Source organism: Brucella sp. MAB-22 (assembly GCF_025908475.1).
Classification (GTDB): Bacteria; Pseudomonadota; Alphaproteobacteria; order Rhizobiales; family Rhizobiaceae; genus Brucella; species Brucella anthropi.
Map to the genome: position 1 here is coordinate 880,515 of NZ_CP109781.1, position 15,596 is coordinate 896,110.

A 15,596-nucleotide genomic window follows, 5' to 3' on the forward strand; every position below is an offset into this window, starting at 1 on the left:
ATGAGAATCTCATAATGGCTTATTTGAAACGTATAACCTGATTTATGTTAAAATCAATTCCTGTAATTTACTTTAAGTATCAGTAATTTATAATATATAAATTACGCCTCATGAGAAATATGGTGTTATTTCCTTAGGATTCGGAGCAAAGAATATTCTGAGAAACTCACAACTTTGCCGTCTCTTGCCACTACAGCGAAATCTCCCTCCGATCCTGCCGAACATCTATAAATAAAATGGAGGCTCCGACCGGAGATCGCGGCAACATCAATATCTAACTGCAGTTGAACTCCAGCATAAGATGGCTTCGTCCCGATTACGTGATGCGTTAGCGGGACAAGAAGCCTTCTTTTGAGTTCGGTCGTGGCTGCATCTCGAGTATCGGTGTCAGCGAATACGCCGTAACAGCCTCTCACGATAGGTATCGACAATCACGGCGAGGATGATCACGGTGCCAATTATGATCGGCTTGTAATTATCGCCGATACCAAGCAATTGCAGCCCGGTCGCGAGCACCTGCAAAATACAGGCCCCGGCCAATGTGCCGACGATTGAGCCCTTACCACCGAAAAGGCTCGTCCCGCCGATGATGACGGCTGCAATCGCGTTCAGTTCATAGCCAACCCCTGCAATCGGGCTGCCGATGTTCAGGCGCAGGAGATAGACAATCGCGGCAATACCAGCGGTGACGCCGGAAATGACAAACGCAGCGATTTTGTATGTGTCGGGATTGTGTCCCGACAGGCGCACAGCCTCATCATTGGCGCCAACCGCATAGATCATGCGACCGAAGACGGTAAAGCGCAAAACGAACCAGCCGACAGCGATCACGGCCACTGCGATCAGGAAAATTGACGGCAGAAAGCCGCCGACAATCAGATTACCGAAATCGACAAAACCCTGCGGAAGACCGGTAATGGTGGAGTTGTTGGAAACCACCCGTGCCGCACCGGCGGCGATGTTCAGCATGCCCAGCGTGACGATAAACGACGGGATTTTCCAGTAGGTTGACACCTTGCCGTTGATGAAGCCGCAAAGCCCGCCAACGGCGATACATGCCAGAACAGCCAGCGGAATTGACAAGGCAGGCTCCAGACCGGACGTCATGATAAGCGCACCGACGACCGTGCATAAGGCGAGAACCGAGCCGACTGAGAGGTCAATGCCACCAGTCAGAATGACAAAAGTCATACCTGCCGCAAGGACTGTGTTGATCGCAATCTGAACGAAGATCTTCAGCGCGTTGCCCGATGTTGCGAAATAGGGCGCAGTGACGGAAAATACCAGCGTTATCAGGATCAACGCCAAGAATACGCCGGCATCACGCAACAGGAAGCGCTTCAGCTTCTGACGGTCGGCAGCACCGGGGTGTTGGGCAGATGGAGAAATGGGTTCCGTCATGCGTGAACATGCTCCTGATAGGCGAGCGAAAGAATACGCTCCTGATCAAATTGCGACCGGTCCAGTTCCCCAACCAGTTTGCCGTTCGAGAAAACAATGATGCGGTGACACATGCCGATCAGCTCGGGCAGATCCGACGAAATCATGATAATGGCCTTCTGGTTCGCAGCCAGCATCCACAGAAGTTGATAAATCTCGCGTCTGGCGCCGACATCGACCCCACGCGTCGGTTCATCCAGTATCAATGTGGATGACCCGCGAAACAGCCATTTTGCCAGAACCACCTTTTGCTGATTGCCTCCGGAGAGGTTACGCACCGGCGTATCGATAGACGCAGTCTTGACGCGCAGCCGCTCGACCAGCTCCGTTACCGCACCTTTCTCCACCCGGCTATCCAGCAGGCCACCGTGCGAGATTTTCTTCAGGTCGGTGATCGTGGTGTTGACGGACACGGGCATATCAAGCAGCAGCCCCTGGCTCTTGCGGTCTTCTGTCAGAAAACCCAGACCATTACGCACGGCATCGCGCGGGTCACGGATAGTCACCGGCCTTCCATCTATATCGATTTCCCCTGCCGATCTTGGATCGGCGCCGAAGATTGCACGCATCACCTCGGTGCGGCCCGACCCGACCAGACCGGCGACACCCAGAATTTCTCCATGACGCACCGAAAACGAAACCGGCGGAGCGCCGCTGTTGCGCTTCACGTTCCTCACTTCCAGAGCGACGGAACCAAGCTTGATATCGGCATTAAAGCCATACTCATCCGCAATGTCGCGACCGATCATCATGCGTACCAGATCCGGCACGCTCAGCCCCTGCAGGTCGCGCGTCTCGACCAGACGGCCATTGCGCAGCACCGTCACGCGGTCGCCAATCTCGAAGACCTCGTGCAGACGGTGGGAGATGTAGATGATCGTGACACCCTTTGCCTTCAGCCGCTTGATGATCGCAAACAACCGTTCGATTTCCGGCGGTGTCAATGTCGCCGTCGGCTCATCCAGAACAAGTAGTTTGCTGTCATAACCGAGCGCCTTGGCAATCTCGACCAACTGCATTTGCGCAACGCCCAGCTCCGAAACCGGCATACGCGGATCGACCGCCAGACCGACCTCGGCCAAAAGCTCTTCGGCGCGCCGGTTCAATGTCGCTCGGTACATGATGCCGAAACGTCTCGGCAGGCTTTCCAGCATCAGGTTTTCGGCAATGGAAAGATGCGACAGCAGGTTGAGTTCCTGATGAACGATGCGGATTCCCTGAACCTGCGCGTCATGCGGGGTCTTTGGCTTGTAGGGCCGGCCGTTCAGAAAAATCTCGCCTGTGTCGGGCTGATATATGCCAGCAAGAAGCTTGATGAGAGTCGATTTACCCGCACCGTTTTCACCCAGAATGATATGCGTCTCGCCACGCTGCAGCTCCAGCGTGATACCGTTTAGCGCAACCACCCCCGGAAAGGTCTTGCCGACATTTTCCAATCTCAAAATGGCGTCGGCTGACTGCATATCTGTTCCTGCCTGCCGGGTGAAGAGGAGCGGCACTTGGAGCGCCGCCCACAATTGGCAATGTTTGGAAGATCCCGGTTTTCAGAGATCCTGGGCCGTGATGAGCTTGATGTCCGTCTTGACCCAACCGGAGAACTTTTCGCCTGCCAGTTCCTTGAGGCCGTAATCAATGCCCACGGCCGCCATCTGTGCGCCGAACTGATCGACGGTTGCGAGCATCTTGCCGTCCTTGATCAAAGGCTGGACAGCAGGAATGTTGTCGAAGCCCACGACCTTGATCTGGCCCGATTTTCCGGCGGCATCCAGCGCCTTCACGACGCCGAGCGCCATAGAATCGTTGGCCGCCATAACACCTTGAATGTCCTGATACTGGGTCAGGAAATTGGTCATCAGCGTGTTGGCTTCTTCCGTTTCCCAATGGGCAGTCTTGGAATCGAGCAGTGTCAAACCGCCTTCGGCCACGGCATCGTCAAAGCCCTTCTTGCGTTCCTTGGCATTGTCTGCCTCAGGATTGCCTTCAAGGATAACCACCTTGCCGCCCTTGCCGAGCTCCTTGGCAAGCGCCATGCCGGCAAGCTTTGCGCCCTCGCGATTGTCCGGACCGAAAAAGGCAAGGTCAACACCCGCCTGCTTTTTCGCCTCTTCATCGAGCGCCACGTCAATATTGATGACTTTGATGCCGGCCTCCAGAGCCTTTTTAACCGGCGTCACCATGGCCTTGGAATCCGCCGGAGCCAGCACGATCACATTGAACTGCTGCGTGATGAAATTTTCCACAGCATCGACCTGTGCGGCAAAATCACGTTCGTCCTTCATGCCAACAGCGGCAAAGGAGAACTTGTCGGTTTTCTTGGCGGCGTAGTCCTCCGCACCTGCCTGCATCTGCTTGAAGAACTCGTTGGCGAGCGACTTCATGACCAGACCGACTTTGGGCTTGTCAGCTGCAAAAGATGGCAGGGACGGTAGAAGCAGAGCACCGGCGCTCAGTGCGCTCGATGTTATAAACTGGCGTCGTGAAATTGAAACCCGACCCAGCCCTGTAATAATTGAACTTTTAGTCATGAATTCCTCCCCTCACTTCAGTAAAATCTGCCGTGTTACTGTAGCGTAGTGCCGTCGATAGAATACTGTCAAGACGGCAAGATAAAGGGAGACATTCGCGATTTCCGTCCTGCATGACGGAAACCGCGTGACACGAACCAGATCGCTATCAGATGGAACTGGAGTTCCAATCCTTATCCTACGAAGAGTCAGGCAAGACGCCCATACTGGCGCAGCACAGCACGAAGACGTTCGTGATCTATGGCCTGAACAAGCAGCCGATCATAGGGTGTTCCACCCATATCCTCAGCCGCAATCATCGCATTGACCACTGCCTCTTCCACACTATCGACCGCCGCCAGATAGACGGGATCAAGCGGCTCGTCATTCACCATCTCGACGTCCAGAAAGGGCGTGGAACGATGCTGCATAGGTCGCTGGTTGGCGGTGGAAAAAGCGATAAAAATATCGCCGGAATTATTGCCGCCCGGCGTTCCGTTACGGCCGATGCCGATGCTTGCACGACGCGCAAGGCGCTTCAGCTGGTGCGGCATCAGCGGCAGATCGGTCGCCAGCACGACGATGATCGAGCCGCGCTCCTGCAACTGGCTCTGCGGCGTGCCATCCCGCATATGCTGCCCCACCGGCACACCGGCAATGGTCAGCCAATCGCGCTGCCCGTGATTGGCCTGCACCAGCGCACCGATGGTGAAACTGCGACCGCCGAACTCCACGACGCGCGATGCCGTGCCTGTACCGCCCTTGAAGCCATAGGTGATCATACCGGTGCCGCCGCCGCAATTGCCTTCCTGCACCGGGCCGGATGCAACATTGTCGAGCGCCTTGCGCACATCCGCTTCCGTCACAGGAAAGCCGTTGATGTCGTTGAGTGCACCGTCATAAGTTTCTGCGATAACCGGCATGATCCAGAGGAAATCGTCGGTCTGGTAGGTCGAGGCATAGCGGTCGACCATCCAGCGCACTGTCGCATGATGTGCCATGCCGATACCGTGCGTGTTGGTGATAACGACAGGGCCGAGGAAGTAGCCGCCATCTTCGATCCAGTGCGTTCCGGTCATCTCACCATTGCCGTTGAAGCGATGGACGCCTGCATAAACCGGAACCGGGGTTTCAGACTGCATATGCGGCAGAATGGCGGTCACGCCGCTACGCGCCGGACGCTTGCGGCCGGGGCGCGGCTCGTTCTCGATAATGGTCTGAAAGCCGACGCCAACGCCATCGACATCGGTGATCGCGTTGTACGGACCGGTCACACCAGTGAAAGGAAGCCCCAGATCGCGAGCGCGCAGTTTACGTGTAGGTGTTTGTGAAGTCATATTATTTCTGCCGAGAACGAAGATAGAGACCGAGCGAAGCCACAACGAATGAGAAGGTCAGCATCATCACGGCAATCGCATTGATTTCCGGTTTGATGCCGCGACGCAGCATGGCGAAGATGAACATCGGCAGGGTCGTAACATCAACGCCTGCGATAAAATAGGTGATGACGAGGTCATCCATGGAAATGATGAAGGCAAGTAACGCGCCACCGAGAATGCCGGGCATGAGCTGGGGCATGACGACCTTGCGGAACGTGGTCCATTCATTAGCGCCAAGATCGGCCGATGCATGTTCCAGCGTGCGGTCCATGCCGGCCAGCCGGGCCGAAACGACAATGAAGACATAAGAGATCAGAAAAGTGCATTGGCCGATGATGATCGTGGTCAGCCCCAGATGAATACCCGCGTTGACGAAGAAGATCAGGAGCGCAATGCCCAGCACGATATCCGGCATCAGCATGGGCATGAAAAGCGTCACCTGATAGAACCGCTTTCCCAGAAAATTGTAGCGATGCATGGCCAGCGCCAGCGCAGTTCCGAGAACAGTCGATATCAGTGTCGTTGAAGTCGCAATCTTCAGGCTGTTGAACACGGCTGCCACAAGCTGATCCGTCGATTCAATATAGAGTGCGCTTTCCGAAACCACTGTCTTGAAGCCCAGAACCTGCGCATACCAGTCGGTCGTAAAGCCGCTCCACACCATCATGTTCACCGGATTGGCGTTGAACGAATAGACGATGATAAGTGCCAGCGGGATATAGATGAAGGCGAAGAACAGCGCGACGTAGAGCAGCAATCCGCCATTGAAGAGGGAACGGGCGATTTTCATGGTTGCGTCTCCCTTACCGCGACAACGCTTCGGCGGCATTGCGCCGGTTCGTAAAGAGCACATAGCCAAACAGCAGCAGCAACATGACGGCCATCACCATCATCGCGAGCGCCGACCCGAACGGCCAATTGCGCGCCGACAGGAACTGTCCTTCGATCAGATTGCCGAGCATCATCACCTTGGCTCCGCCCAGCACTGCAGGCACGACAAAGTTTCCGAGCGCAGGAATGAAGACAATTACCGAACCGGCAGCAATGCCGGGCGTGGTCAGCGGCAGGACAATCCGGAAGAATGTCCGCACCGGGCCGGCCCCCAGATCAAGCGACGCCTGCACCAGACGCCAGTCCAGCTTTTCAATGCTTGCATAGACAGGCATGAACATGAACGGCAGGAACACATAGACCATGCCCAGCACGATAGCGCCGTCGGTATAGATCATGTCGAGGGGACGCGAGATAATGCCGAGCGACATCAAGGTCTCGTTGAGCAACCCTGTCGGGCGCAGGATCATCACCCATACGAACAGCCGCACAATCAGGCTGGCGAAGAATGGCAAGGTAATGAGGAAGATGCAGAAGTTCTTCCACCTGTCGGGAAGCCTGCTGATATAAAAGGCGGCCGGATAAGCGACCAGCAATGCGGCAATGACCGTCACGATGGCGATCCTCACCGATCGGAAGAAAATCGCCAGATAGATCGGGTCGAATTCCTCAAATGCCGGATCCGCAAAACCGAGGATACGCCCGAAATTATGAGGATAGAACTCCCATTCGACACCACCATAAAGGCCAGGTGCGAGAAAGCTCGTTACCACCATGATCGCGAGCGGAATGGCGAAGAAAACGATCAGGAACAGCGTCGCCGGTCCGAGAAGAACTGCCAGCTGAAGACGCCGCAAGCTCGCGAGGTTCATCATGCAGCCTCCCCTTCGCAAAGAAGATGGACTGTAGCCGGATCATAATACCAGCGCGCGGCCTGCCCCGGCTGCAGATCATTGACCGAGTTTCGGTCCACCGCCGGAATCTGCGCCGTCAGCTTGCGCCCGGAAGCGAGGTGTCCGAGCAATTCGAAAGACGAACCGATAAAGGCAATCTGGTCGAGCGTGACATCAAGCGCCCCCTGTCTTTCATTGCGCGCGATAAGCGAGAAATTTTCTGGACGCAGAAGTGCGGTGCCCCTGCCTTTGGCTTTGCCTTCACCATCGTGCTGCAGAACCGTTCCATCCGTCAGCACAAAGCCGTTGGCGTCGACTTGTCCTTCCAGAAGATTGCTCGCACCGACGAAATTGGCGACGAAGGCATTGACCGGGCGATCATACACAACCCGCGGCGCGTCCAGTTGCTGGATGCGCCCATTCGAGAGCACCGCCACCCGATCCGACATTGTCAGCGCTTCCTGCTGGTCGTGCGTGACAAAGATGAAGGTAATGCCCAGCTCGTGCTGCAAGGTCTTCAGTTCGAACTGCATCGCCTCGCGCAGGTTCTTATCAAGTGCAGATAGCGGCTCATCGAGCAACAGCACCTTAGGGCGGGCCACGATGGCCCGGGCCAGAGCCACACGTTGCTGCTGGCCACCCGAGAGCTGTCGCGGCAGGCGGGCCTCCAAACCAGCCAGCCCCACCATCTGCAAAACAGCCCTGACACGCTCCGTGCGCTCCGCCTTGCCGATACCGGCGACTTCCAGAGCATATCCGGCGTTCTGCCCCACACTCATATGCGGAAACAACGCATAGTTCTGAAAGACCGTATTGACCGGGCGGCGATAAGGTGGACGATCCGTCATGTCGACGCCGTCGATCTCGATCCGTCCGGCATCCAACGCAGCGAACCCGCTGATCGCCTGTAGCAAAGTCGTCTTGCCGCAGCCCGACGGGCCCAGCAAAGTGATGAATTCATTACGGCCGATATCCAGATCGATACCGTCCAGTGCCTTGACCTCGCCGCCTTCTGGACTCGCAAAGGTCTTGGCCGCGGAAACCAGCCGTACAATCGCATCCCGCATTTTCGTTCCCCGAAATGTTATTTAATTAACTCTTGCGTGATTTGGTTATGTTGATATCATTTTCCAGTACAAGTCAACGCCTCGAAGACCGTACTTTGCATCCCTGCCAAGGCAGAGAAATGAAAGCGGGCTGCGGGGAAAAATATGACAAGGGGAACTACAATGACGATCTTCAATGGTGCCGTTCCGCGCCTTGGATTGATTGCGCTCACCGTTCTGGGCATGTCTGCAGGCAATAGCTTTGCAGATGAATTGAACATCTATAACTGGGGCGAATACATCAATCCTGCGGTGCTTCAGAAATTCGAAGAAGAGACCAAGGTCAAGGTCAATCTATCGACCTACTCCTCCAATGAGGAAATGCTGGCCAAGATTCAGGGTGGCGCCAGCGGTTACGATATCGTGTTTCCGTCCGTGCATATGCAGGACATCATGGCCAAGCTCGATCTGCTTGCGAAAACCGATATCAATACATATGAGGGCTTCAAGAACATCGACCCGCGCTTTCTGCGCGCCAAAAGCGACCCCAACGGAGAATATTGCCTGCCTTACGCCTTCGGCACGGTGGGCATTCTCTATAACCGTCGCGTGCTCGGCAAGGACGTGACCGGCTGGAAGGATCTGCTTGCGACGGTCAAGGAAAAGGGTCTCAAGATCACGCTTCTCGATGACATGCGTGAGGTGCTTGGTGTTGGGCTTCTTCTCAACGGAAACTCCGTAAACTCCACCGACCCGAAGCAACTTCAGCAGGCCGCAGACACCGTCATCGAAATGAAGCCGTATGTGGCTGCTTTCACCTATGATTCCCGTCCCATGGTCGGCGCGGGCGACGTTGCCGCCGCGCATTATTTTATCGGCAGCATGGTGGATGTCTTAGGCAATCCGAAAGATTTGGGTTACGTCATTCCGGAAGAAGGTGCGACCATGTACCAGGAAGATATGTGCGTTCTCAAAACAGCTCCTAACAAGGACAATGCCATCAAGTTCATGCAGTTTTACACGCGCCCGGAAATCGCCGCGCTCAACGTAGCCCAACAGACCAACGGGACGCCCAATGTGCCGGCACGTCAGCTGACACCTGACAACATCAAGAACAGCACGGAAATCAATCCGACAGACGAAACGATGAAACGGCTCCAGATCTTCGAGGATCTGGGTTCCGGCGTGCGCCAGCTCGACCGGGCATGGACAAAGGTAAAAACAGCGCAATAAGCTGTTGTGCTGGCTCCGGTCTTCATCATCAGGGTCGGAGCCAAAGCGGGAGGGGTAAGTTTGTCTAAAGAAATTCTCATACGTCTCCAAAGTGCGGAATTACGCAAATCCAAGGCCGACAAGCTGATCGCAAGCTATATCGAGCGTAATCTGGCAGAACTGCCATTCGAAACGGCAAAGTCCATCGCCGAGCGTCTTGGCATTTCTCAGATGACGGTCGGTCGCTATTTGCGACGGCTCGGTTTCGACGGGCTGGAGGAGTTAAAAACAGCATTAAGGCGCGGTCGTTCCAATCCTGCATGGCAGGTCAAGGGGCCGGTTGCCCGGCTCCAGCAGGATTTTCGCGAAGGCAAACTGCTTGCCGGCCTGGTGCAACAGCAGATCGAGAATCTCGGCACCGTCTACGAGCTGACTACCCGTTCTGAATGGCAGGAGACCATCGACGCACTGATCGGGGCAAGCGAGGTCTATGTTGCAGCCTATCAGAATGTGCGCGGCATAGCGCAATATTTTGCGTCACAGCTATCCTATTCGCGTCCGGGAGTGTCCTTCATGGACGGGTTGAACGGCACCTATGCAGAAGTCCTGGATGGTTCCAGGGAAAACCGCGTTCTGTTTCTGCACGATGTCCGCCGTTTCGCGTCAAAAGCCCGCCCTCTAGCCATTGAAGCGCGCCGAATGGGCGTAAAAGTGATACTTTTTACCGATGAATTTTGCCCGTGGGCAAGCGAGGTCGCCGATATTGCGCTGATCGTACCCGGTTCTCACGGTCCACTTTGGGACGGCGCCGCAACGATGACTGCCATCATGGATCTCATGCTTTCGCATATCATCATACAGCTCGGTAGTCAGGTGGATGAAAGAGTGCAGAGCCTGACCCGTCTCCAGGATATTTTTGGCGATTTCGAGAGTTAAAGCATTTCCAGCAAAAGTGCGGAGCGGTTTTACGTGAGGCAAATGCAATGAACCAAATACTTAGGGCGGTTTCAGCGACTCCGTTTTAACTGGGAGCGCTCTGGCGAAAAGCTACCCTTCAAAAGTCTGCTAAACTTGCCAAGACCAGTTTTGGAAACCAGTTCCGAAAATGAAGCTCCGATACCGCCTAATCGCATCGGAAGAGACGAGCATACGTGTCTTCATCGCTCCCGCGTGAAGACATATTGACATCGCACAGCCCATCTCTTAATTGTTCAACAATATTATTGAACAAAAAAGGGAACGATATGCCTGCTCCGACAATCTCAAAACGCGTGACTGAACTGAAATCAGCCCTGCTCGCCGCCACATTTGCCGTCGTCGCGTTGGCGCCGCATGAGGCCGCAGCCGCGCCTCAGACCGTCAAGGAAAACACACTGTCGGTCGGATCTGACCTGACCTATCCTCCCTTCGTCTACATGAAGGACGGCAAGCCGGCAGGTTTCGATGTCGAGCTGATGGAAGGGGTGGCAAAGCAGCTTGGGCTTGCTGCAGAGTTCAAGGACACGCGCTTCACCAGCCTCATCACTGGTGCACGCGCCAACCATTTCGATGTCATTGCATCGGCGCTTTACGTCACGCCTGAGCGGCAGAAGATTCTCAATTTCATCCCGTACATCAAGGCTGGCTCGTCCCTGCTCGTGCTGAAGGACGCCAAGTTCCGCCCGGCGAACGAAAAGGAGCTGTGCGGCAAGATCATCGGGTCGATGCAAGGAGCGTCCTGGCTCCCGAAGCTGAAGGCACTCTCGGAAGATTATTGCGCCAAGAACAATCTCGGCGCCATCGAGACACGCGAATTCGATACAGATGCGCAGGTCACGCAGGCATTGCGCAGCGGCTCGGTCGACGTGGAATTCATGGATAATGTCGTTGCTGCCGAACTGCTGAAGAAGTTCCCCGACGATTATGCCGTTACATCCAGTGCGCTCATCTATCCGATCATGGTGGGTGTAGCCACCACCCCGCAGAACAAAGAGCTTTTCAATGCCATGAACGATGCTTTCGCCCAGATGCGAAAGGATGGTTCCTATGACGCGCTCGTCAAAACCTATGGCATGGAGCCTGTCACCGACGATGAAATCAAAGCGGTCGTTTCCACGGCTCAATAAACCGGAAGCGGGGCGGACTGGCCCCATTTCCCTCTGCATGGCCGAAACGGGAGGCTTCGCTTGAACTACGATTGGCATTACGCGCTCGGTCTGCTTGCAGACCGGGATTTCTGGGAGGCGAGCTGGGTTGTGATCAAGCTCAGCCTGCTGAGTTGGCTTCTGGCGGCGATTGCGGGCTTCGGTCTGGCACTGGCAAAGCAATCATCATGGTCGGTGATCAACGGTCCCGCGCGGGCCTATATCTGGTTCTTCCGAAGCCTTCCGCTTCTGGTACTGCTGATTTTCATCTACAGCCTGCCGCAGGTCTTTCCGGTCCTTCGCACCCTCCTGTCGAATGCTTTCGCGGCTGGCCTGATCGCGCTTGTCATCAGTGAAACCGCTTATATGGCAGAAATCCATCGGGGTGGTTTGCTCGCCATTCATAAAGGCCAGATCGAGGCGGGGCGTGCGCTGGGTCTGAGCTTCCTCGGTATCCAGCGCCTGATCGTCGTTCCACAGGCAATCCGGGTTTCATTACCCGCAATGTCGAATGAACTCGTCACCATCGTCAAGCTTACCTCTTTGGTTTCCGTCATTTCGCTTGCCGAAATCCTGCTTGTCGGCCAGCGGCTCTATACGCAGAATTTTCTGGTGCTCGAGACGCTCACCGTCGTCGCCTTCTTCTACGTCCTCATCGTCACGCTGTTTGATCGCGGTCTTTCAATGCTGGAACGCCGCTCGGATGTGATACGGCGCGGTCAGAAGGCACGCACCTTGTCGCCACAGGAGGTTGCGGCAAAACTGTCCGGCACTGAAGCTCCCGTCGATCGCGCGCAAGGCAAATCCCAGCAAGCCGACACCATTGCCCTGGAAGCAACTGAACTTCGCAAGGCCTATGGTTCGCATGAAGTGTTGAAGGGCGTCAGCCTGACGGTGAAATCCGGTGAGGTCATCTCCATCATCGGTCGTTCGGGCTCGGGCAAGACGACCTTCATTCGCCTGCTCAACGGACTGGAACGTCTCGATGCCGGTGAAGTAAAACTGCACGGCTCGCCGTTCATCTCGGCCGAATTGACGCAATCGGGCAAGCATGTCTTCCGGGAAGACGTTTCCCTGATCCGCGATGTCGGCATGGTGTTCCAGAGCTTCAATCTTTTCAATCACAAGACTGTGCTTGAAAACATGCTCCTCGCGCCTCTGTACCACAAGATCGGTGCGCGAGCCGACCTTGAGCGGCAAGCCTTTCATTATCTGAACAAGGTGGGCATGGCCGCCCATGCGGAAAAATATCCGCACCAGCTTTCGGGCGGTCAGCAGCAGCGCGTTGCAATCGCTCGCGCCCTGATGATGTCGCCAAGCATCATTCTGTTCGATGAACCCACTTCGGCACTCGACCCGGAAACCGTCGAGGAAGTGCTGGGCGCTATCCGCTCGCTCGCAAGCGAAGGCGTGACGATGGTCATCGTAACCCACGAAATGAACTTCGCTTTCGAAGTCTCCGACAGAATTCTCTTTATGGACGCGGGCAAGGTCGTCTGCGACGATACGCCGGATAAACTCAAATCCGGTATCTATCCGCAGCTGAAACCTTTCCTGAAGAATATGACGGTCTGACACATGAACCAGCCTGCCACCCTTCGTGATCCCGCATTCATTCGCGTCGCCAATGCCATACGCGACGACATTCTCAAAGGCCGCCTGTTGAGCGGCACGAGCCTGATCGAGGCCGAACTGATCAATGTCTACGATGTATCGCGCAACACCCTGCGCGAAGCCATGCAGCTTCTGCGCCAGCAGGGACTGGTCTCGCAGGAGCCGAACAAGAGCGTCCGCGTGAAAAGGCTAACGGAAACGGACATTCGCGACATCTTCGTGGTGCGCCGGGTCGTCGAGCTCGGCGCCCTCCGTGGGCGAAACTCGGTTCCCGCCGACTGGCTGGAAAGGCTCAACGAGGTGATCCGCAATGAAAGTGAAGCGACCGCACGCGCGGACTGGACGGCGGTGGCCCGCCAGAGCCTTCTCTTTCACCAGGAAATCGTATCGCTGCATGGTAGTCCTATCTTCGATCAGATGTTCTCCCTGCTCGTGACCCAGCTGCGTCTGGTTTTCGTCACCGGCAACGAACAGGCTTTCCATGAGCCTTGGTTGAAAAGAGAAGCCGAAATCTGCCGCCTCATCGCAGCGGGTGACTGCGAAGCCGCCGCCGATCAGCTTGAGAACTATCTGGCGGATTCAGAGAAAATGCTGACGGCATTGGTCCGGAACTGATCGCAGCCGATTGCGATAGAGCGCGTTTCGCTTCGATTGAAGCAGATCGGCGCTCTAACCTCTTATATTTCAAGCATAATCTTATCGATCCTCGTTTCACTTCGGTCGGATAATGCTCTAACGGGACATGCTTTATGAAACACGATCCGCAAGACAAATCCGGATTGGGATCTGCCATGGCTTGCAACCGGGTTGAAAAGCTCGACCTGGCGCTGGCCGACTATGTGGCGCGTGACTGGAATGCGCGAGAGATTTTTCTCAACCGGCGGTTCGAGGCGGCCCGCACCGAGCTCGGCCATTGGCAAGCACTCAGTGAAACCAATCGTGAACTCCCGCCGCTTGCAGGACTGACAATGACGGTCAAGGCCTGCTTCGACACTGAAGGCTGGGTGACAAGCTGTGGTTCGAAAGCATTACAAGAGGCAGCTCCTGCAAGTGCAAGCGCTGCTCTGGTGCGCAGACTTCGCATGGGTGGCGCAACACTGCTCGCGCAGACAAACATGACCGAATTCGCTTATGGCGCGCTGGGGGTCAACACACATTTCGGCACGCCACGCACGCCGCTCGACCCTGCCGGAGAGGCAATCGCTGGCGGCTCTAGTTCCGGTGCAGCGGTGGCCGTCGCGCGCGGATATAGCGATTTCGCCATCTGCTCCGATACCAGCGGTTCAGCACGCATTCCAGCGGCTTTCTGTGGCGTCGTGGGCTTCAAACCAAGCCGCGGACGCTACGAAACCGATGGAATGCACTGGTTGTCGACCAGCTTTGACGTGCCGGGGATCATCGGCACTTCCGTCGCCCATTGTCGCCTGATCGATGATGTTGCCACCGGCATTCTGGCAAGGAAACCGCGACACTCAAAGCAGATAAGACTGGCAGTTCCCCGCCTGCTTTCGGAAACCGCTCTCGACGATACCGTTGAAGATCTTTACGGGGCTTGCCGGTCCGCTCTGGAAGCAGCAGGAATTGTCGTCCAGGATATCGAACTTCCAAGCTTGATCGAGAGTGCCAGGATTGCCGTCGATGGCGGGATGATCGGTGCCGAGGCTTACGCGCTTCACCGCGAGCGGCTCGCCGTCGATTTCGATAGTTACGATCCCTTGGTCGGAACACGCATTCAAAAAGGTCGGGAAAATCCCGCCTATCTCTATGTGAATGCATTGAACGCCCTTGCTGCCTGCCGTGAGCAGTTCGACGCGGAAATCGAGGGTTTTGACGGTTTCATTCTGCCGACCGTTCCTATGCTGCCGCCCGCCTTGGCCACGCTTGCTGACGAGGAAACCTATCTGGCGCTCAACCGGCGTGCATTCTCGCTGACAGAATTCGCCAATCGTCTTGATCTGCCCAGCATATCGCTGCCAATCGGGAAGCACCCTGCCGGTCTCATGCTGACCGGACTGCGCGGCGAGGACGAGACGCTACTGGCCATCGCAGAAGTACTCGATCCGCTGGCCGCCAAGTTTTAACAGCCTTTTTTGACACTGAAATGAGGAGAATACTATGATTGTCGTGACATCCGATGAAATCGCAGGCACCGCACGCGATGCTTCCGGACCCGGTTGGGAAAGCCGCCGCATGATCGTGCGTGACGACGGCATGGGCCATTCAGTCCACGAAACCCGCGTCAAGGAAGGCGCTGAACTGCACCTGCACTACAAGAATCACTTCGAAACCAATTATTGCTTTTCCGGTGAAGGCGAAGTCGAACACAAGTTGAGCGGCGAAGTGTTTCCGATCCGCCCCGGCACCATCTATGCGCTGAACGAAAACGACCCGCATATCCTGCGCGCGACCAAGGGCGACCTTGTACTGGTCTGCGTTTTCACGCCACCGCTGGCTGGCAATGAGGTGCACCGCGAAGATGGCAGCTACGCTCCCGCCGACTGAAGTATAGAGTTTTCGGCAATTGAAAGAAAACGCCGCGATTGATCGCGGCGTT

General features: G+C 55.8%; 14 protein-coding genes. 7 read left to right on the top strand and 7 right to left on the bottom strand.

Going from position 1 to position 15,596, the window contains the following annotated elements; translation table 11 throughout:
• Positions 1-387 precede the first annotated feature (387 nt).
• The 7 genes from OHI65_RS03940 to OHI65_RS03970 form a co-directional block, all read right to left on the bottom strand.
• Positions 388-1,401, bottom strand: coding sequence for an ABC transporter permease (locus OHI65_RS03940; RefSeq protein WP_011982559.1), 1,014 nt, complete (start codon positions 1,399-1,401; stop codon positions 388-390).
• Positions 1,398-2,903: a sugar ABC transporter ATP-binding protein gene (locus tag OHI65_RS03945; RefSeq protein ID WP_125301125.1), complete on the bottom strand. Its 1,506-nt coding sequence runs from the start codon at positions 2,901-2,903 to the stop codon at positions 1,398-1,400. The genes OHI65_RS03940 and OHI65_RS03945 overlap by 4 nt, the downstream gene beginning before the upstream one ends.
• 81 nt (positions 2,904-2,984) lie before the next feature.
• A complete protein-coding gene (locus tag OHI65_RS03950) occupies positions 2,985-3,965 on the bottom strand; it encodes a sugar ABC transporter substrate-binding protein (protein ID WP_264358737.1) in 981 nt (326 codons plus the stop codon).
• A gap of 188 nt (positions 3,966-4,153) precedes the next feature.
• Positions 4,154-5,281, bottom strand: coding sequence for a P1 family peptidase (locus OHI65_RS03955; protein ID WP_125301123.1), 1,128 nt, complete (start codon positions 5,279-5,281; stop codon positions 4,154-4,156).
• 1 nt (position 5,282) lies between these two features.
• A complete protein-coding gene (locus OHI65_RS03960; RefSeq protein WP_011982555.1) occupies positions 5,283-6,113 on the bottom strand; it encodes an ABC transporter permease in 831 nt (276 codons plus the stop codon).
• Positions 6,114-6,126: 13 nt separating this feature from the next.
• On the bottom strand, positions 6,127-7,026 hold the full coding sequence (locus OHI65_RS03965) for an ABC transporter permease (protein ID WP_125301130.1): 900 nt from the start codon (positions 7,024-7,026) through the stop codon (positions 6,127-6,129).
• Positions 7,026-8,114, bottom strand: a complete 1,089-nt coding sequence (locus OHI65_RS03970) for an ABC transporter ATP-binding protein (protein WP_125301122.1) — start codon at positions 8,112-8,114, stop codon at positions 7,026-7,028. The genes OHI65_RS03965 and OHI65_RS03970 overlap by 1 nt, the downstream gene beginning before the upstream one ends.
• 162 nt (positions 8,115-8,276) lie before the next feature.
• Between OHI65_RS03970 and OHI65_RS03975 the strand changes: the two genes are divergently transcribed.
• The 7 genes from OHI65_RS03975 (at position 8,277) to OHI65_RS04005 (ending at position 15,544) form a co-directional block, all read left to right on the top strand.
• A complete protein-coding gene (locus tag OHI65_RS03975; protein ID WP_036588306.1) occupies positions 8,277-9,326 on the top strand; it encodes a spermidine/putrescine ABC transporter substrate-binding protein in 1,050 nt (349 codons plus the stop codon).
• A gap of 60 nt (positions 9,327-9,386) precedes the next feature.
• Positions 9,387-10,241 carry a MurR/RpiR family transcriptional regulator gene (locus OHI65_RS03980; protein ID WP_125301121.1) on the top strand — a complete coding sequence of 285 codons (855 nt, stop codon included), beginning with the start codon at positions 9,387-9,389 and terminating at the stop codon, positions 10,239-10,241.
• Between the two features lie 308 nt (positions 10,242-10,549).
• Complete coding sequence (locus tag OHI65_RS03985) at positions 10,550-11,410, top strand: ABC transporter substrate-binding protein (protein ID WP_010660493.1); 861 nt, start codon at positions 10,550-10,552, stop codon at positions 11,408-11,410.
• A 60-nt stretch (positions 11,411-11,470) separates the two neighbouring features.
• The gene (locus tag OHI65_RS03990; RefSeq protein ID WP_011982551.1) at positions 11,471-13,003 is read left to right on the top strand and encodes an amino acid ABC transporter permease/ATP-binding protein; all 1,533 of its coding nucleotides are present in this window, start codon (positions 11,471-11,473) and stop codon (positions 13,001-13,003) included.
• A gap of 3 nt (positions 13,004-13,006) precedes the next feature.
• Entirely contained in the window at positions 13,007-13,657 is a 651-nt protein-coding gene (locus OHI65_RS03995) for a GntR family transcriptional regulator (RefSeq protein WP_011982550.1), read from the top strand.
• 176 nt (positions 13,658-13,833) lie between these two features.
• On the top strand, positions 13,834-15,123 hold the full coding sequence (locus OHI65_RS04000; protein ID WP_235824425.1) for an amidase: 1,290 nt from the start codon (positions 13,834-13,836) through the stop codon (positions 15,121-15,123).
• 34 nt (positions 15,124-15,157) lie between these two features.
• Positions 15,158-15,544, top strand: coding sequence for an ectoine synthase (locus OHI65_RS04005; RefSeq protein ID WP_010660497.1), 387 nt, complete (start codon positions 15,158-15,160; stop codon positions 15,542-15,544).
• Positions 15,545-15,596 lie beyond the last annotated feature (52 nt).